This is a genomic window from Sulfurospirillum cavolei, from assembly GCF_001548055.1.
Lineage (GTDB): Bacteria > Campylobacterota > Campylobacteria > Campylobacterales > Sulfurospirillaceae > Sulfurospirillum.
The window spans coordinates 432,269-449,417 of the sequence record NZ_AP014724.1; the positions used below are offsets into that span (position 1 = coordinate 432,269).

19 protein-coding genes are annotated in these 17,149 nt (G+C 44.2%); 18 read left to right on the forward strand and 1 reads right to left on the reverse strand.

The genetic code is table 11. The features are described from left to right. The first annotated feature begins 12 nt into the window (after window positions 1-12). The 11 genes from UCH003_RS02320 to UCH003_RS02370 all read left to right on the forward strand — a co-directional run bounded on the left by UCH003_RS02320 (window position 13) and on the right by UCH003_RS02370 (window position 9,013). Complete coding sequence (locus tag UCH003_RS02320; protein ID WP_041962386.1) at window positions 13-1,026, forward strand: DNA-directed RNA polymerase subunit alpha; 1,014 nt, start codon at window positions 13-15, stop codon at window positions 1,024-1,026. Window positions 1,027-1,029: 3 nt separating this feature from the next. Then, window positions 1,030-1,380: a 50S ribosomal protein L17 gene (rplQ, locus tag UCH003_RS02325; protein WP_039673488.1), complete on the forward strand. Its 351-nt coding sequence runs from the start codon at window positions 1,030-1,032 to the stop codon at window positions 1,378-1,380. Between the two features lie 144 nt (window positions 1,381-1,524). Beyond that, window positions 1,525-1,797 (forward strand): NifU family protein, encoded by a 273-nt coding sequence (locus tag UCH003_RS02330; RefSeq protein WP_039673487.1) that lies wholly within the window; start codon window positions 1,525-1,527, stop codon window positions 1,795-1,797. Window positions 1,798-1,804: 7 nt separating this feature from the next. Beyond that, entirely contained in the window at window positions 1,805-2,368 is a 564-nt protein-coding gene (locus tag UCH003_RS02335; RefSeq protein ID WP_060825271.1) for a tetratricopeptide repeat protein, read from the forward strand. A gap of 10 nt (window positions 2,369-2,378) precedes the next feature. Then, window positions 2,379-3,692 carry a UDP-N-acetylmuramoyl-L-alanyl-D-glutamate--2,6-diaminopimelate ligase gene (locus tag UCH003_RS02340; protein ID WP_060825272.1) on the forward strand — a complete coding sequence of 438 codons (1,314 nt, stop codon included), beginning with the start codon at window positions 2,379-2,381 and terminating at the stop codon, window positions 3,690-3,692. 40 nt (window positions 3,693-3,732) lie between these two features. Then, window positions 3,733-4,098: an aspartate 1-decarboxylase gene (gene panD / locus UCH003_RS02345; protein ID WP_060825273.1), complete on the forward strand. Its 366-nt coding sequence runs from the start codon at window positions 3,733-3,735 to the stop codon at window positions 4,096-4,098. After that, window positions 4,098-4,415, forward strand: a complete 318-nt coding sequence (locus UCH003_RS02350) for a YbaB/EbfC family nucleoid-associated protein (RefSeq protein ID WP_039673480.1) — start codon at window positions 4,098-4,100, stop codon at window positions 4,413-4,415. The genes panD and UCH003_RS02350 overlap by 1 nt, the downstream gene beginning before the upstream one ends. Before the next feature lie 10 nt (window positions 4,416-4,425). Further along, a complete protein-coding gene (locus tag UCH003_RS02355; protein WP_060825274.1) occupies window positions 4,426-5,505 on the forward strand; it encodes a DUF7488 domain-containing protein in 1,080 nt (359 codons plus the stop codon). A 61-nt stretch (window positions 5,506-5,566) separates the two neighbouring features. Continuing rightward, a complete protein-coding gene (locus UCH003_RS02360) occupies window positions 5,567-6,376 on the forward strand; it encodes a polyprenyl synthetase family protein (protein WP_173636949.1) in 810 nt (269 codons plus the stop codon). Between the two features lie 8 nt (window positions 6,377-6,384). After that, on the forward strand, window positions 6,385-8,379 hold the full coding sequence (tkt, locus tag UCH003_RS02365; RefSeq protein ID WP_060825275.1) for a transketolase: 1,995 nt from the start codon (window positions 6,385-6,387) through the stop codon (window positions 8,377-8,379). Further along, window positions 8,357-9,013 (forward strand): HAD family hydrolase, encoded by a 657-nt coding sequence (locus UCH003_RS02370; RefSeq protein ID WP_060825276.1) that lies wholly within the window; start codon window positions 8,357-8,359, stop codon window positions 9,011-9,013. Before tkt ends, UCH003_RS02370 begins: the two co-directional genes overlap by 23 nt. Window positions 9,014-9,139: 126 nt before the next feature. Here UCH003_RS02370 and UCH003_RS02375 read toward each other — a convergent pair whose 3' ends face one another. Further along, window positions 9,140-11,005, reverse strand: coding sequence for a methyl-accepting chemotaxis protein (locus tag UCH003_RS02375; protein ID WP_060825277.1), 1,866 nt, complete (start codon window positions 11,003-11,005; stop codon window positions 9,140-9,142). A 178-nt stretch (window positions 11,006-11,183) separates the two neighbouring features. Here UCH003_RS02375 and UCH003_RS02380 point away from each other — a divergent pair, with 178 nt between their 5' ends. The 7 genes from UCH003_RS02380 (at window position 11,184) to carA (ending at window position 17,145) form a co-directional block, all read left to right on the forward strand. Then, the gene (locus UCH003_RS02380; protein ID WP_060825278.1) at window positions 11,184-12,296 is read left to right on the forward strand and encodes a pyridoxal-phosphate-dependent aminotransferase family protein; all 1,113 of its coding nucleotides are present in this window, start codon (window positions 11,184-11,186) and stop codon (window positions 12,294-12,296) included. Window positions 12,297-12,299: 3 nt separating this feature from the next. Then, window positions 12,300-13,154, forward strand: a complete 855-nt coding sequence (locus UCH003_RS02385; protein ID WP_060825279.1) for an ATP phosphoribosyltransferase regulatory subunit — start codon at window positions 12,300-12,302, stop codon at window positions 13,152-13,154. Then, entirely contained in the window at window positions 13,155-14,402 is a 1,248-nt protein-coding gene (locus tag UCH003_RS02390; RefSeq protein ID WP_060825280.1) for an adenylosuccinate synthase, read from the forward strand. A gap of 20 nt (window positions 14,403-14,422) precedes the next feature. After that, window positions 14,423-14,857 (forward strand): flagellar export protein FliJ, encoded by a 435-nt coding sequence (locus UCH003_RS02395; protein ID WP_041962375.1) that lies wholly within the window; start codon window positions 14,423-14,425, stop codon window positions 14,855-14,857. After that, the gene (locus UCH003_RS02400) at window positions 14,854-15,381 is read left to right on the forward strand and encodes a MotE family protein (RefSeq protein ID WP_041962374.1); all 528 of its coding nucleotides are present in this window, start codon (window positions 14,854-14,856) and stop codon (window positions 15,379-15,381) included. The genes UCH003_RS02395 and UCH003_RS02400 overlap by 4 nt, the downstream gene beginning before the upstream one ends. Window positions 15,382-15,463: 82 nt before the next feature. After that, window positions 15,464-16,018 carry a DUF507 family protein gene (locus UCH003_RS02405; RefSeq protein ID WP_039673461.1) on the forward strand — a complete coding sequence of 185 codons (555 nt, stop codon included), beginning with the start codon at window positions 15,464-15,466 and terminating at the stop codon, window positions 16,016-16,018. Further along, the gene (carA, locus tag UCH003_RS02410) at window positions 16,015-17,145 is read left to right on the forward strand and encodes a glutamine-hydrolyzing carbamoyl-phosphate synthase small subunit (RefSeq protein ID WP_060825281.1); all 1,131 of its coding nucleotides are present in this window, start codon (window positions 16,015-16,017) and stop codon (window positions 17,143-17,145) included. Before UCH003_RS02405 ends, carA begins: the two co-directional genes overlap by 4 nt. Window positions 17,146-17,149 lie beyond the last annotated feature (4 nt).

Below are 17,149 nucleotides of genomic sequence, written 5' to 3' on the forward strand. Positions count from 1 at the left end.
AGTAGGTAGTAAATGAAAAAAATCAATACATCAGCTTACATGCCAACTGAAATTGAGGTAGAGAATATTGCAGCCAATAAAGTTCAGGTAAGTGCGTATCCGTTTGAATCCGGATTTGCGATTACATTGGCACATCCGTTACGTCGATTGCTTTTAAGCAGTACCGTCGGATCTGCTCCAACGGCTGTAAAGATTGAAGGCGTAACCCATGAATTTGATAGCATGCGCGGTATGCTTGAAGATGTTGCACTTTTTATCATTAATCTTAAAAATATTCGCTTTAGAATTAAAGGCGATGAAAAACGCGTGGAAGTCAATTACTCGTTTAGCGGTCCTAAAGAGATTAAAGGAAGCGACTTAGCTAACGCACAGATCGAAATCGTTACGCCTGATACGTATTTGGCGACGATTAACGAAGATGCGGAGCTTAATTTTTCTTTGATTATCGAAAAAGGAATCGGTTACGTACCGAGCGAGAATATTCGAGGTTTGGTCGGAGACGATTATATAGCACTCGATGCATTCTTTACACCGGTTAAAAGAGCCGTTTACGATATTGAAAACGTTTTGGTCGAAGACAATCCAAACTATGAAAAAATCGTTTTTACGATTGAAACGGACGGTTTGGTTTCTCCGATTGAAGCATTTAAAAACGCTTTGGAAGCGATGTATGCTCAAATGTCCGTATTTAACGGTATTTTAGACATTGCAGTAGCTCCGAAAAGCGATAGCTCGAACGACGGCGTCGAGTTTGGGAAATTGCTTCAAAGTATTGAAGAGTTAAACCTAAGCGCACGCAGTTTTAACTGCCTAGACCGTGCCGAAGTGAAGTACATCGGCGAACTTGCTTTAATGAGCGAGTTAGAGCTTAAAAACCTTAAAAATCTCGGCAAAAAATCGTTAGAAGAGATTCGAGACGTCATGGAAGAGAGCGGATATCCGGTCGGGTTTAACTTCCCGGACGATGCAGCAAGCTTGCTCAAGAAAAAAATTGAAGATTTAAAATCTGAAGCCAACGAGGGTTAATTTATGAGACATAAGCATGGATATAGAAAGCTTGGTCGTAGTTCTTCACACAGAGCGGCATTGCTCAAGAACTTGGCTATAGCGGTTATTAAATATGAGAAAATCGAGACGACGCTTCCTAAAGCTAAAGAGCTAAGAGGCTATGTCGAGAAATTGATCACAAAAGCTGGAGTTGGTGGCGATCATGCACACAAATTCGTTTTTGCGGCACTTCAAGATAAAGAGTGTACGAAAAAACTCGTGAATGAAATTGCTCCTAAATATTTAGAGCGAAATGGCGGATATACCCGTATCGTTAAAACAAGAATCCGAAAAGGCGATGCAGCCGCAATGGCATTTTTAGAGCTCGTCTAAATCTTTATTCGGGAGAGAAAGAGCCTCTTTCTTTCCCTCTCTACGTTAAAAAAATTTGTCCTTTTCTACGTGTATCCCTTCTTCATTAAGTCATTTTTAACGCAAACTATTGTTAAATTAGAAACATTTGCTATAGGAGAATTTATGATACCATTTAGTGACGAAGAGTTGCTTCCCGTTGTCGAAAAATCATTGGAAAAAATTAAGCCGATGCTTGCACTGGACGGAGGCGGCCTAACGCTTTTAGGCATTAAAGGCGGTCGTGTTTTTGTGCAATTACAAGGCGCATGTCAAGGATGTGCCTCTAGTGGGCAGACACTCAAATACGGCATTGAGAGGCAACTTCGCATTGATATTCATCCCGAACTCGAAGTGGTAAACATTTTACCCGGATCGGAAGATCAATTCGATCAATAGGAGCAGAATGAATCCGCATTTCCAACAAGGTATCGAGTACTTTTACGAACGTCGTTTTATGGAGGCTATGCGCCATTTTGCGCTAGCACTTAGCGACAATCCGCAAGATAAAGAGGCTCGCATAGGAGCTATCTTATGCGATATGGCATCGAGCAACGAAGAGCAGGCAATGGCACTTTTCGAGTACTATTTACTGACGAAACAAAACGGTGCGCAAGACTGTGAAGATGTCATGGAAGAGATTATTAATTCCGTCGAAGAAAATAGCGATAAAATCGCGCATCTTTTTAACCGCAAAGATTTAGAGGCGCGCATCAATGCCGAAAACGGCATTAAATACGAAGATTTTATGGCACTCATTGAATCGCGTGGCAGTTTTAAAGAGGCGTTTGAAGACATTATGTTCTCTACGAAAGTGATTATTTCGAAAAAAGAGGATTTTGTCGACTTCCTTGCGAAATTGATCGACAACGGATTTATCGAAATGTCGCTTAACTACCTTGAGAGTGCCGTAACGCTCTTCCCGAACGACGAGCAACTGCTCTCGTTAATCAAAAAAGTTCAAAAATAAAGAGCCTATCGTGAAAATCGAGTTAAAAAATTCAGCACCGTTTTTACATGTAACGGATAATTCCAATGAATGCGATGCCTCTAGCATCTTTGTCGTCACCGATTTGAACGCTTCGTATCGCCAAAGCGCGTTGGATCGCGGTTGTACGAAAGTTATTTCGCCGCAGGCATGCTTGGAGCTTTTAGGCATCCAAGACCGTATTAAAATTATCGGTATTACCGGTACGAACGGCAAAACGACGACGGCTGCCGCGATTTATTCGATTTTGCTTGATTTGGGAAAGAAAGCGGGTTTGCAGGGTACGCGCGGTTGTTTTATCAACGAAACCCGTATCGAAGACAAAAGTTTAACGACGCCGCCTATTTTACAAACGATTAAAAATTTGAAAACGGCACTAGATGCAGGATGCGAGTATTTCGTAATGGAAGTCAGTTCGCATGCGATTGTTCAAAACCGTATCGACGGACTCCCGTTTGCTTTGAAAATTTTAACGAACGTGACTCAAGATCATCTGGATTTTCATAAAACGATCGACGAATACATTGCCGTGAAAAGCCGTTTTTTTGAAGACGAGGGTTTAAAGCTCATCAACAAAGACGAGAGCAATATTCGCTACAACCGTATGCAAGCGTTTAGTTACGGTATCGAGCATCCCGCCACGTATAAAATTCTTGCGTATGCGCTTAAAGACGGTATTAGTGCAGCGGTTGCCAAAAACAATTCGGTGTACGAATTCGAATCGCCTCTGCACGGTTTTTTTAATCTCTATAACCTTCTTGCCGCCGTAAGCGCGATCGATTGTCTGGGCGTAGCTTCTATGGAAGCCATTTGCGAAGCCGTGGAAAACTTCGGCGGTGTGGAAGGACGTATGGAAGTCGTGAGTCGAGAGCCTTTGGTCATCGTCGATTTTGCGCATACGCCCGATGGTATGGAAAAAGTGATGGAAAGCATGAAAGACCAAAATATGATCGTCGTCTTCGGCGCAGGCGGCGATCGAGACCGCACGAAGCGACCGAAGATGGGAGCAGTCGCAGAGCGTTACGCTCAGAAAATTATCGTTACGAGCGACAACCCTCGCTCGGAAGAACCTCAAAGCATTATTGACGAAATCTTAGCGGGTATGCACGGTTCCAGGCCGATTTACGTTGAAGTCGACCGCGCTTGCGCCATTGAAAAAGCGCTACGCCTCCAAGCACCGAACGAAGTGCTTTTGATCCTCGGAAAAGGGGATGAAACCTACCAAGAGATCGCCGGAAAAAAATATCCGTTCGACGATCGCGAAATCGTTAAAGCGTTAATCGCCGAATTGCCTAAGCAAAAATAGGGTAAAATTAAATAATTTTATTCATGAGGATTACAAAGCGATGACCCTAGAGATGTTGTACGCCAAAATTCATCGAGCGACGGTCACGGACGCCAACTTAAATTACGTCGGTTCCATTACGATCGATAAAGAACTGATCGAAGCCAGCCGCTTAAGAGTCGGACAAAAAGTCGAAGTCGTCAATATCAATAACGGAGAGCGTTTTACGACGTACGTGATCGAAGGAAAAGCCGGCGCAAAAGATATCTGTTTGAACGGAGCGGCGGCACGCAAAGCACACATCGGCGATAAAATCATTATTATTGCCTATGCTCATTTGAGCGAAGAAGAGCTCAAAACGTTTAAACCGACGGTTGCTTTAGTCGATGAAACCAATGCTTTGGTCGAAGTGCGAGATTATATCTGATGTTTGATAATTTTGATTTATCGAAAATGACCGCAATGCTTGAAGAGGCGCAAAAACAAGCGCAAAAAATGCAAGAAGAGGCTCAAAATAAAGAATTCACGGCTAAAAGCGGCGGTGGATTGGTTCGCGTGAGTATGAACGGTTCGGGCGAAGTGATCGATATCGGTATTGACGATTCGCTTTTAAGCGATAAAGAATCGCTGCAAATTTTGGTGATGAGCGCGATTAACGACGTGTTAAAAATGGTTGAAGAGAATAAAAAATTAGCCACGACTCAAATGCTCTCAAGCATTGGAGGATTCGGTACGAAAAGCTAAGGAGTAGCACGTGAAATACATAGGCTTTGTTTTAGGATGCTTGGCATATTCTCTCATCGCGGCCGACGCTCCCGTCGTTCCCGTCGCAGCTTCAAAAGCGGAATTTGTTTATCCCGATTTTACGCAATGTTACGAAAAAAACAGACAATCTATCGTCTATTTCGGTAAAACGCGCGCCGTTGCCGTCAATGAAAAACAAGCCGTAGCCTATCTCAAAGAAAAACCGAACGAAGCTTTCGTACGTCACGATTACCTCTCTAATCTCTACCTTTTCGAATCGCCAAAACCGCTGATTCCCGTTAAGCTTAAACCGACCGTCGATTTGAAACTCGGCGAATGGTTAGAATCCCTCACCGATAATTCGTTGCTGGTCGTTAATGCCTCAAAAGTCGGTAAAACGTCCGACGAGCTTTTTGAATTTGCCGGTAAAGGCGAAATCAACAGCATTGTAGGCGGCCTTTGTTGCGACATGTACGGATTGGGTATCGGCGAAGGTGCTTTTATCGCTTCGGAAGTATTGGAAAAATTCATTGCCGGTAAATCGGCCTCGTTTAAAGAACTCGGTGCGCGATTTAGCGAAGACAACGAAGGTATTACGGTCGACTTTATCGATCCGGCTTTTAAAGATTCCAAACTCAACGTCGGCGATAAAATACAATCGCTCAACGGTATCCGCGTGAAGACGTTGGCGGATTTAAACGATGTGATTAAAAGCTTAAAAGAAGCCCCTAAATGGAACGCGCAAATTCAAAGAGGGACGTTATCGCTCGAAGTCAGCCTCTTAGCTTCCAAACCGATCGCGAAAAAGAGCGTACCGAAAAAAGTACCGTTACCGCAAGCCAAACAAGAGAGTTTTTTCCAAGCGAAAGGTTTTGCGTTTGATAAAAATTTGAATATTATCAATGTCTCCAAAGGATCGTTTGCCGACCAAAGCGGGCTTAAGGCGGGCGATCGCTTGATGCAGATCGATACGACGCCGATCGAAACCGTTTTGCAGGCCGATGCGTACATGGCTAAAGCGTTTTCGGGAGAACATCATCTCTTGTTCGATCGAAGCGACTTTCAATTTTTCGTAACGATCAAACGCTAGAAAGGTTATTTTGAACTCCGTAGATTTATTACGCCGATTTGAACGGTTTTTGCAAGAAGCTATGCCTTCGATAGAGAGTTTTCATCCGCACTTCAACCACGCGTTTCGCGAAATGCTCGACGTGGGAGGCAAGCGATTTCGTCCTTTATTGCTCTTAAGCGTAGTGCAAACATGTAAGCCGCTTTTGGTAGAAAATGCCTTACATGTAGCTCTCGGTTTAGAGATGATGCACACGTATTCGTTGATTCACGATGATCTTCCGTGTATGGATAATGCCGCGCTTCGAAGAGGCCATCCGACCTTACATGTCACGTATGACGAAACGACGGCGGTACTCATCGGCGACGCGTTAAACACGCATGCGTTTTATGTACTTTCAAACGCGCCGTTGAGTGATGCGATCAAAGTAAAACTGGTGTCGATTCTCTCAAGCGATGCCGGAATTTACGGTATGGTTTTAGGGCAGGCCATCGATTGTTTTTTCGAGGACAAACCTCTTTCGATCGATGAATTAACGTTTTTACACCTTCATAAAACAGCTAAATTGATTGCCGCATCGCTTCAAATGGGAGCGGTCATTTGTGAATTAGATGAAGCGACGCAAAACGCCCTATACCGCTTCGGGTTAAAATTGGGGCTTTTGTTCCAAGTGCAAGACGATATTATCGATGCGACGCTCTCCAGCGAAGAAGCGGGAAAACCGACGCAAAACGACGGGCATAAAAATTCGTTTGTCAACCTTTTGGGGCTAGAGGGCGCACGTGCGCAAAAAAGAGCACTCTTAGAAGAGTTAAATCGCGAGGCGAATACTTTAGACGAAGCCTTGTCTCAAAAACTCAAAAGCATCGTGAACGATTATTTCAAAGGATAAAATAAACTATGGAAAATGAATCTTTATTAAAAAAACAAGCCGATACGATTCGATTTTTGGCGGCCGATATGGTGCAACAAGCCAACAGCGGACACCCCGGTGCGCCGATGGGACTCGCGGATATCGTGACGATTTTGGCGCGCCATATCACGCACAATCCTCAAAATCCCAAATGGCTCAACCGCGATCGCCTTGTTTTTAGCGGTGGACATGCTTCGGCGTTAGTGTATTCGTTTTTGCATTTAAGCGGTTACGACATTAGCTTGGACGATCTTAAACAATTTCGACAATTGGGCAGTAAAACGCCCGGACATCCCGAATACGGCGACGTTCCCGGCGTAGAAGTCACGACGGGGCCTTTGGGACAAGGCATCTCCAATGCGGTCGGTTTTGCGATGGCGAGCAAATATGCGGCGACGCTTCTTAATACGCCTGCAACGCCTTTAATTACGCATAAAGTGTATTGTTTATGCGGTGACGGAGATTTGCAAGAGGGGATTAGTTATGAAGCATGTTCTTTAGCGGGACATTTGGGGTTGGATAACCTTGTCGTCATTTACGACAGCAATGCAATTACGATCGAAGGCGACACGTCGATTGCATGGAGCGAAGACGTGAAACACCGTTTTGAAGCACAAGGTTGGGAAGTTTCACGTATCGACGGACATGATTACGATGAAATTAATGCCGTTTTGGAGCAAGCCAAAGAGCAAAGCAAACCCTATTTAATTATTGCCGATACGACGATTGCCAAAGGTGCATGTGCTTTAGAGGGTAGTCATCACGCTCACGGTGCGCCATTGGGTGTTGAAGAGATTAAAAACGCTAAAATCAAAGCGGGTTTCGATCCCGAAAAAACGTTTTTTGTCGCCGAAGAGGTTAAAGCACGTTTTGAATGTGCTCGCGAAAAAGGCGACCTTGCCGAGGCAACATGGAACAAACGTCTTCAAACCGAAGCGAGTGCAGAACAAAAAGCGTTGCTTGAGGCGTTGGAACATCCCGATTTCTCACGTATTCAATGGCCCGTTTTCGATAAAGATATTGCCACGCGCGACAGCAACGGGCAGATTTTAAATGCGATTGCGCAAGCGATTCCCGGCTTTTTGGGCGGAAGCGCCGATCTTGGGCCTTCCAATAAAAGTGAATTAAAAGAGATGGGCGATTTTCCTTTAGGACGCAATATTCACTTTGGAATCCGTGAACATGCCATGGGCGCGATTTGCAATGCTTTTGCGTTGTACGGTCTGTTTATCCCTTATGGTGCGACTTTTTTTATTTTTAGCGATTATATGAAACCTGCCGTTCGTTTAGCGGCATTGATGAAACTCAAAAATTTTTACATCTGGACGCATGACAGTATCGGTGTAGGCGAAGACGGCCCTACGCATCAGCCTATTGAGCAATTAACCCAATTTAGGGCATTACCGAATTTCTACGTTTTCCGCCCGTGCGACGGAAGGGAAAACGTTAAAGCATGGCAAAAAGCACTGCGTATGCATGCTCCGTGCGCCTTTGTCTGTTCCCGCCAAAAATTAAGAGCCTTGAAAGATACGCGCGATTTCGGCGACGTGGAAAACGGCGGATATTTGCTTAAAAAGCGCGAAAACGCCAAAGTAACCGTCATGGCAAGCGGTAGTGAAGTCTATTTGGCATTGGAAGTCGCGTGTTATCTTTCGATGTTCGGTATCCCAAGCAACGTTGTGAGCGTTCCGTGTTTCGATCTTTTGGTCGAGCAAGACGAGACCTATCTGCAAACTATTATTGAGCCGCAAACGAAAGTAATCGCGATCGAAGCGGGAGCGGGCTTGGAGTGGTACCGTTTTGCCGACAAAGTGATCGCAATGGAGCGTTTCGGAGCGAGCGGACCTGCGGAGTTATTGTTTGAAAAATTCGGTTTTAGAGCGCACGAAGCAACCAAAGCGGCATGTGAATTTTTGAACCTCAATTACGATGCGTTAAAAGCCGAGTTAGAGCGGGATAATGAAAAAAAACATTGTGTTTGATTTGGACGGTACGCTGCTTGATACCCTAGAAGATATTGCGATTAGCGCGAATGAAGCTTTGAAAACTTTGGGTTTTGAAGCGCGTCCTATCGAGTGTTACCGTTATTACGTCGGTGAAGGTGTTTTTAAACTGTTTGAAAATATCTTTGCCCAAGACGTACAGTCGCACGAAACGATCCTTCGTGCGGTCGAACTTTTTGAAGCGCACTATGCAACGCAATTTGATCGCCATACCCAACCTTACGAGGGTATCGGTAAACTTTTGAGTTTTTTACAGGCTCGAGGGTTTAAAATGGCGATTCTTTCCAACAAGCCCGATGCATTTACGAAAAAATGCGCCTTAAAATATTTTAGAACGTGGAAATTTGAAGCGGTTTTCGGCGTCCGCGAGGGCGTGCCTCGCAAACCCGATCCTACGGCTGTTTTAGAGATTTGCGAGCGTTTTTCTGCGCTGCCTGAAGAGTGTTTTTATTTGGGCGATACGATGATCGACATGCAAACCGCCAATCGTGCGGGAATGAAGGCCATCGGAGCGTTATGGGGGTTTCGTGACGAAGCAGAATTACGCGAACATCATGCGGCGCATCTTGCCAAAACGCCCGGCGAGGTTATCAAACTGCTCGCCGCGGTTTAACAAAAAAGTCACCTCACGTTTCAGGCAAAGCTCTTGAAGCGTCTAAGACAATTTCTCTCTAATCTTCCATTTGATCGTAAAAAAGCGACCTTGGCGTGTTTGTCACGGCATAAGGTCGATTTGCGATTAGGATTTAAATTTCCCCAGTTCGTTGTTGAGGTTTTCGGTCATGACATGTAAGTGTTCGGACGCCTGAGAAACGTTGTCGATGCTGAGCGTATTTTCTTTGGATAGGGCGTTGATTTTCTCGATCTCTATGACCATCGCTTTAATTTGCGCAGCGGTATCGACAAAACTTTCAAGCGTGACGCGTGTCTCTTGAAGCGTCTCTTGAATTGTCGTATCGATAGCGTTCATACCGTCTTGCAAAGCGGCGGAAATATGCGCTAATTCGCCTACTTCATGCGCATTGTGCGCAATGTCGGTATTGGCATCCATGATGGATTGAACGACGACGTTGATGGTCGCGTCGATTTCCACAAGGCTTTTTTGCGTACGCTCTGCCAGTTTCCTCACTTCGTCGGCAACCACGGCAAATCCTCGTCCATGTTCTCCCGCCCTTGCTGCTTCAATAGCAGCATTGAGTGCTAAGAGGTTGGTTTGGTCTGCAATATCACGGATAATGCTTAAGACCTCTTTGACTTCATTAGCATTTTGGCTGACCGTATTCAGACGTTCTGCTAAGTTTTGCTCTTTGGCTGCTGTGGCTTGCATGGTATTTTCTAGCTGTTCGACTTTGGTTTTAACCCCTGCAATATCTCCTTGGGTCTTACGCAACGCTTCTTGAGATGATTTAGCTTTGGTCACAGACGTTTCAATATTTTTCACCAAAGCGATACCCTCTTCTTTGGTATGTTCTACAATCTTGGATTCGGTATCGACATTTTTAACCACTTCAGAGGCGGTACGAGAGAGCTCTTCTGAGATAGAAGCATTTTCGCTACTGATGGTTTTTGATTTATTGACAATCTCATGAAGTTTTTCAATAAACTTATTAATATTACTGGATACATGAGAAAACTCATCATTGGCTGCAACACTTAGTCTTTGTCTTAAATCACCTTCACTACTGGATAACTCTTCGACAACACTATTGAGTTTATCCAGTGGTCTTAGCAATGCTTTGATGAGCACGATCATTATCCCGATGGATACTATTAGCATTACGATGCCTAGGAGTATTAAATCTCTGATTTGAGACGTTAAAAAGCGGTAAGCTTCATCTTTATCGAACGTAATACCAGGAATCCATCCACTCTCTTTGGAAACTTTGTAAGCGAAGATTTTATGTTCGTTATTGAATTCATAGTTCAGTAAGCCCTCCTTCACATCGCCAAATTTGGATGCCAAGATGGACTCTTTATTTAAACGGTTTTTATCAGGATGTGCAATAATAATTTTTTTGGTGTCCAAAAGCATGCCATGGCCACCGTTAAAATTAACATCACCTACGGTTTTTACTAATGTGTCCAGTGTGATATCGATGCCGATAACACCTTGAAATTGATTATTGTACATAATAGGTGCCATAATCGTTACCATGAGCACTTTAGCAGTTGCTCCGATGTAAGCATCGGTAATGCCGACTTTTCTTTCTTCTTTTGCTTGCTTATACCAAGGTCTTAATCGTGGGTCGTAACCTTCTTTTTGTGCTTTCCCACTTCCATAAATCATTCTGCCATCTTCGAATCCTATGTAAGATTCAAGAGCACCACATGTGAGCATAAAATTTTTGAGTTGTTTTTGCAACGTTTGTTGATTCATAGAAGCACTATTGTCCAAGGAATGCGCCGCTCCATCGACACTTCTTTTGGTAGAAGCAATCCACAAATCAATATAATCTGTCAGTGAACGCGACGCCATTGTCAGACTTTTTTCCACTTGGGCGATGCTATTTTTTTTCGTATCTATGTAGCTAAAAAAGCTAAAGATACTGAGACTTAGAAACATTAATACGGAAATACTCAAGATAATTTTGGCTTTGAATGACATTTCCATTCTCCTTTTTGATGTCATAAAACATTAATGATTGATTTTACTCATTTACAAAGATTTGAAAATGACTTTTAAATCTATAGTATGAAAAAAAGTGGAACTTTGAATACTAAAGAAACAACAAGCAAGATTGCGTTACAATTGCCTATAAAACTACATTTTTTGAGGATTTTTTATGTTATTGTTAACGCCCGGTCCTACTCCCGTTCCCGAAGCGGTTCGCGTTGCGATGAGCACGCCGACGATTCATCACCGAACACCCGAATTTGAGGCTATTTTTGGAAAAGCAAGAGCGTATTTAAAAGAGCTTTTTGCCATGGAAGACGTTTTGATGTTGGCATCAAGCGGCACGGGTGCAATGGAAGCATGCGTGCTTCATTTGTGTCAAAGCAAAGCCATTGTCGTCAATTCGGGCAAATTCGGCGAGCGTTTTGGCAAAATTTGTGCCGCATACAATAAACCGTTTGTCGAAATTAAAAATGAGTGGGATACGCCGGTTAGCGTCGAAGCAATCGTCGATCTTGTCAAAAACGATGCGAGTATCGATGCGGTATGCCTTCAAGTGTGCGAGAGTGCCGGCGGACTGCGCCATCCGCTTGAAGCGATTGCCAAAGCGGTCAAAGCGATTCGTTCTAACGTGATGATTATTGCCGACGGTATCACGGCGGTCGGCGTCGAAAAAATCGATACGACGGGGATTGACGCATTGATTTCCGGTAGCCAAAAAGCCCTAATGCTTCCTCCCGGACTCGCGTTTATCGGCCTGAGCGCACGCGCTTTGGAAATGATTGAAAGCGGTGAGGGGGTTGGATACTATTTTAATCTCAAAACCGAATTGAAAAACCAACGCAAAAATACAACCGCATGGACGGCGGCGACGACGCTGGTCATCGGTCTTGTCGCGATGTGCGAATTGATCGAAAAAGAGGGCGGTTTGGAAGCACTGTACGCCGATACGTACAAAAGAGCGCGTGCGTCAAACGCGGCACTTCAAGCTTTAGGTTTGCGTATTTATCCGAAAGTTCCGGCACCTTCGATGAGTGCCGTTTTGGACGACGATGCGTTGAAAATCCGTAAGCTTTTGAAAAGTAAATACGGCGTCAATATGGCGGGCGGACAAGATCATATTAAAGAGACTTTGTTCCGTATCAATCATATGGGACTCGTGAATGTTTACGAAACGGCATGGACGCTCAATGCCGTCGAAATGGCATTGTCCGAACTGGGACGTCGTCCTTACGACGGTAGTGCCAATCGCGTTTTTACGCAAGAATTTTATCAAGGCTAAGGTATGATTTACGAGCACGAAATACCCACGGGGAGCAAGCTCTACTTTGGAGAGAGTGCCAAATTAAAACGCGAACTCGAAAAAGTCGCGAGTGAACTTTTCTACGATGCCGGTTTTGAAGAGATCGTAACACCGTTTTTCTCGTACCATCAGCATAAAAGTATCGACGAAAAAGAGTTATTACGTTTCTCGGACGAGGCAAACCACATCGTCTCGTTGCGCGCGGACAGTACGATGGACGTCGTACGTCTCATCACCAAACGCGTCGAGCGCAGTACAAATCACGCAAAATGGTTTTACGTTCAACCCGTTTTTCGTTATCCTAGCCATGAAGTGCATCAAATCGGCGCGGAAATGATCGGCGAAGAGGATTTAAACTTAAGCATTCAGACCTGCTTGGCACTTTTTGACAAGTTTCGTATCGATTCGTTGTTGCATATCAGCAATATCAATATCCCTAAAATCCTCTCATCCATGTTACATGTCGATTTAAGCGTCTTTGAAAAAGGCGAGCTACAAAAGCTTTTAGCGCTCAATATTCCGTGGTTGACGAAGCTAACGTGCCTTGAAACCTTAGAGGAACTAGAAGCGATCTTAGACGAAGTTCCTTTTGAGCTTCAAGGCGAATTGCAAAAGCTTAAAGCACTTTCATGCGCCTTGCCGACGAAAAACGTCGTGTTCGCGCCTTTGTATTATGTGAAAATGCGCTATTATAATGCGTTATTTTTTAGATTTATCCATCATAATTTTACGCTAGGATCGGGCGGAAGCTACGATTGCGAAGGAATTGCTTCCAGCGGATTTGGATTGTATACGGATAATTTAATCGAAATATTAATTAAAAGAGACGGTAAGTAAATGAAAGCAGATATGATCGTAGGCATTCAATGGGGTGACGAGGGTAAAGGAAAAATCGTCGATTTGATGGCGCAACACTATGACGTCGTTTGCCGCTATCAAGGCGGACATAACGCAGGACACACGATTTGGGTGGACGGCGTTCGTTATGCGCTGCATCTGATTCCCTCGGGTATTTTAAATCCAAAAGCCTTGAATGTGATCGGCAACGGTGTGGTCGTTTGTCCCGAAGCACTGATCAAAGAGATGGCGCAGTTTGATAAACTAGAAGGTCGTTTGTTCGTCAGCGACAAAGCGCATATGATTTTAAACCACCACATTTTAATCGATCAGGCCAAAGAGAAATTGCGCGGCGATAAAGCGATCGGTACGACAGGACGCGGTATAGGACCAAGTTACGGCAGTAAGATCGAGCGTAGCGGACATCGTTTGGGCGAGTTACGCGATACGCAAAAACTGGCCGACGCGTTGATCGAATTTTACACCGAAAATCATGCGCTTTTTGAAGCACTCGGTATCCAAACGCCTTGCAAAGCGGCACTTAAAGAAGAATTGGACGTGTACGCCAAAGCCTTACTTCCGTTCTTGACGGATACGACGCAAATGGTCTGGAAATGTTTAGACGAAAAGAAAAAAGTTTTGTTGGAAGGTGCGCAAGGTACGATGCTTGACATCGACCACGGAACCTATCCGTTCGTAACCAGCTCCAATACGATCAGCGCGGGTGCTTGCATCGGTTTAGGGCTCAATCCTAAAGATATCGGAAAAGTGACGGGAATCGTCAAGGCGTACTGCACGCGCGTGGGTAACGGTCCTTTCCCGACCGAAGATTTCGGTGTGGACGGTGATGCGCTTCGCGAAAAAGGGCATGAGTACGGAACGTCGACCGGACGCGCGCGCCGTTGCGGTTGGTTTGACGCGGTTGCCTGCCGTTACGCAAGTCGTATCAACGGATGTGACGAGCTTGCCATTATGAAACTTGACGTTTTAGACGGTTTTGAGACAATCAAAGTATGTGTGGCATACGAAGCGGGCGGTAAGCGTCTTGAAACTTTGCCGGAGGATTTAGAAAATATTCAACCGATTTACGAAGAGCTTCCGGGCTGGAAAAGTGTCGTAGGATGTCGAAAATTTGAGGATTTACCCGAAGCGGCAAAAGCATATCTCAAACGCCTTGAAGAGCTAACCGGTACGAAAATCGGTCTTATTTCCACGAGTCCCGATCGAAACGATACGATTATTTTATAAACTTACATGTAAGGGCGGCCATGAAAAGTCAGTTCTCGAAAATTGCCAAAATTCGCAAACAAAAACGCGATGCGATTGAGCGAGAACTGATTAAAAGTCAAAACAAAGAACGGCTGATCACGCATAAGATTGCGTCGATTTACGAAGATATCGCCGCCATGACGCTTCCCAAAGAGGGAACGGTGTCGCTTTTGGTGATGATCGGCGAACAAAAAACGGTAATGGGGCGTGAAAAAAAACGCTACGAGCAAGAGTTGATCGTTACGCAACGCCAAACCAAACAGCTTCAAGTCGATTATCAAAAAGCACATATTGAATACGAAAAAATCAAATACCTCGAAGAGCAAGAACTTCAAGCGATGATCGAGAAGATGAAAAAACAAGAACAACTCTACTTGGACGAGGTGTCAACCCTTTTGTTCGCCGGAGAACTTCATAAAAGAGGAGAATCATGAAACGGTTGTGGATCGTAGCTTTGAGTACCTTATTGTATGCCGAGACGATTGATTGTACGAAAGTCTTTGAGGAGCGTAAAAGCGAACTTCTTAAAGAGGTCGAAAAAATCGACGAAGCACGCCAATCGTTTGAAGCGCTCCAAGCGGCGACCAACGCACTTTTTGAAAAGCAAAAAGCATCGTTAAAAGCGAAAGAGGCGGAATTAGCGAAAACCAAAGAAGCGATCGAAGAAAAAGAGCGACGTATCGCCTCGATGCTCGACGAAAATAAAAAACTCTTGGAGCTCGTTGAAGCGAAAAAGGGCGAAAAAGTCGATGAAACATACGTCAAAATGAAAGACGGTGCCGCAGCCGCCATTATCGAAAAATTACCTCCGCACGAAGGTGCTTCCATTCTTTTTGGATTGCCGGCAAAGAAAATATCCCAAATTTTTGCCAAAATGAATCCTCAAACGGCGTCCGAAATTACGCAACGGCTCAAAAAAGGACCCCCTTTTGTCGAGGACAATCAAACAAAAGAGTGACAAAAAGAGTCTAAGCTTACTCTAAACAGATATTTACCTTACTTTGGTTACAATGTGAAAAATTCAGAAGTAAGGTACATGGATGAAAATCAGATTGCCGCATGCCCCCTATATTGCCAACAAGATAGCAATCGATCTTTTTAATTGTGGATTTGTAACCATGCTTAAAGGGCTAGAACCCGTCATGAAGGTTGCAGAGGATTTGATTTTAGAAGATATTAAAAAAGAGATCGCTCTTGAAGAGCGCGTTACGGAAATTTTAGAGCAAAACGAAGACGAAATGGAATTTCAAAGAGTCGATCGACGCAATATGTTTTGGTTGATTAAGAAAAAGCTCTCTTCCGAGTACGGCGTGATTTTGTCGTACGAAGACAGGTACAACGCCATCGCTCACAAACTACTCGAGACTTCATGGAAAATGGGACTGATCGAATACAACGTCTCCGAAAACCGCGTTAAAAATATTGCTTACAATGCGATCGAGACGTATATTTCGCATTTTCAAGCCATTGAAGACGATGTCGCGGAAAGAATTTCGAATTATAAGCGAAAATTGGTTCCCGGCTCGGAAGAGTACGATTTGATTTTTGAAAAGCTTTACGAGGAAGAGTTACGTAAAAGAGGAATGGTATCATGACGCTAAAACCGGTATGGATTTATCTTGAAAACGGCGTATTTTTAGAGGCAAAAAGTTTTGGATTTGAAGGAACGAAAACGGGCGAAATCGTTTTCAATACGTCGATGAGCGGCTATCAAGAAATCTTAAGCGATCCTAGTTACGCCGGTCAGTTTATCGTTTTTACGATGCCCGAAATCGGTATCGTCGGAACCAACGATAATGACATGGAAAGCCGTACGATCCACGCAAGCGGAATGTTTGTTCGAAGTTTGAATCTTACGCCTTCCAATTTCCGATCGCAAGCCGGTTTATCCGATTTTTTGAAACAGCACCAAAGTATGGGAATTTGCGATATCGACACGCGCTATTTGACAAAGATGATTCGAGACGGCGGTCCTCGGATGATGATCGCATCTACCGAAGTGAACGATGTCGAAGTACTCAAAGAGATGCTTCGTAAAAGTCCTCGCATCGAAGAGGTAAACTATATCGAAAAAGTGAGTACGCCTGAGAGTTATCGACACACGCACGGAGCGTGGAATGCAGAGACGCAAAGCTATAACGCTTCCCCGAAACGTTTAGGAAAAAAGATTTTAGCGGTCGATCTTGGCATCAAACGCAATATCCTTAACGAACTGTGCGAAGTAGGCTTGGACGTTGAAGTCGTTCCGCATAATTTTAACGGCGATGAGGTTATCGCTCGTTATAAAAAAGGTGAGATTCACGGGCTCTTTTTGTCCAACGGTCCGGGAGATCCTTTGATTTTAAAGAGCGAAGCGCAAGAGGTTAAAAAGCTTATTGACGCGAAAGTGCCTATTTTTGCGATTTGCTTAGGCCATCAACTGCTCTCGATCGCACACGGATACCCGACGTATAAGCTAAAATTCGGACAACACGGCGGCAATCATCCGGTCAAAAATATGACGAATCATGTCGTGGAAATTACGACGCAAAACCATAATTACAACGTTCCCGATTCGATTTGTAAAATTGCAAAAATCACACATGTCAATCTCTTCGATAACACGATTGAGGGGTTGGAATACAACGATTCACCGATTTTTTCGGTACAGCATCATCCCGAAGCAAGCTCCGGCCCGCAAGAGAGTCGCTATATTTTTCAAGAGTTTGCCAACAGACTTTAACGTA

What these genes read in the sequence shown, in the direction of transcription:
- UCH003_RS02375 (WP_060825277.1), bottom strand. Translation starts at nt 11,005, where the DNA reads ATGTCATTCAAAGCCAAAATTATCTTGAGTATTTCCGTATTAATGTTT.
- UCH003_RS02370 (WP_060825276.1), top strand. Translation starts at nt 8,357, where the DNA reads ATGAAAAAAAACATTGTGTTTGATTTGGACGGTACGCTGCTTGATACC.
- tkt (WP_060825275.1), top strand. Translation starts at nt 6,385, where the DNA reads ATGGAAAATGAATCTTTATTAAAAAAACAAGCCGATACGATTCGATTT.
- UCH003_RS02320 (WP_041962386.1), top strand. Translation starts at nt 13, where the DNA reads ATGAAAAAAATCAATACATCAGCTTACATGCCAACTGAAATTGAGGTA.
- UCH003_RS02360 (WP_173636949.1), top strand. Translation starts at nt 5,567, where the DNA reads ATGCCTTCGATAGAGAGTTTTCATCCGCACTTCAACCACGCGTTTCGC.
- UCH003_RS02390 (WP_060825280.1), top strand. Translation starts at nt 13,155, where the DNA reads ATGAAAGCAGATATGATCGTAGGCATTCAATGGGGTGACGAGGGTAAA.
- UCH003_RS02380 (WP_060825278.1), top strand. Translation starts at nt 11,184, where the DNA reads ATGTTATTGTTAACGCCCGGTCCTACTCCCGTTCCCGAAGCGGTTCGC.
- UCH003_RS02395 (WP_041962375.1), top strand. Translation starts at nt 14,423, where the DNA reads ATGAAAAGTCAGTTCTCGAAAATTGCCAAAATTCGCAAACAAAAACGC.
- carA (WP_060825281.1), top strand. Translation starts at nt 16,015, where the DNA reads ATGACGCTAAAACCGGTATGGATTTATCTTGAAAACGGCGTATTTTTA.
- UCH003_RS02330 (WP_039673487.1), top strand. Translation starts at nt 1,525, where the DNA reads ATGATACCATTTAGTGACGAAGAGTTGCTTCCCGTTGTCGAAAAATCA.
- UCH003_RS02335 (WP_060825271.1), top strand. Translation starts at nt 1,805, where the DNA reads ATGAATCCGCATTTCCAACAAGGTATCGAGTACTTTTACGAACGTCGT.
- panD (WP_060825273.1), top strand. Translation starts at nt 3,733, where the DNA reads ATGACCCTAGAGATGTTGTACGCCAAAATTCATCGAGCGACGGTCACG.
- UCH003_RS02405 (WP_039673461.1), top strand. Translation starts at nt 15,464, where the DNA reads ATGAAAATCAGATTGCCGCATGCCCCCTATATTGCCAACAAGATAGCA.
- UCH003_RS02385 (WP_060825279.1), top strand. Translation starts at nt 12,300, where the DNA reads ATGATTTACGAGCACGAAATACCCACGGGGAGCAAGCTCTACTTTGGA.
- UCH003_RS02350 (WP_039673480.1), top strand. Translation starts at nt 4,098, where the DNA reads ATGTTTGATAATTTTGATTTATCGAAAATGACCGCAATGCTTGAAGAG.
- rplQ (WP_039673488.1), top strand. Translation starts at nt 1,030, where the DNA reads ATGAGACATAAGCATGGATATAGAAAGCTTGGTCGTAGTTCTTCACAC.
- UCH003_RS02400 (WP_041962374.1), top strand. Translation starts at nt 14,854, where the DNA reads ATGAAACGGTTGTGGATCGTAGCTTTGAGTACCTTATTGTATGCCGAG.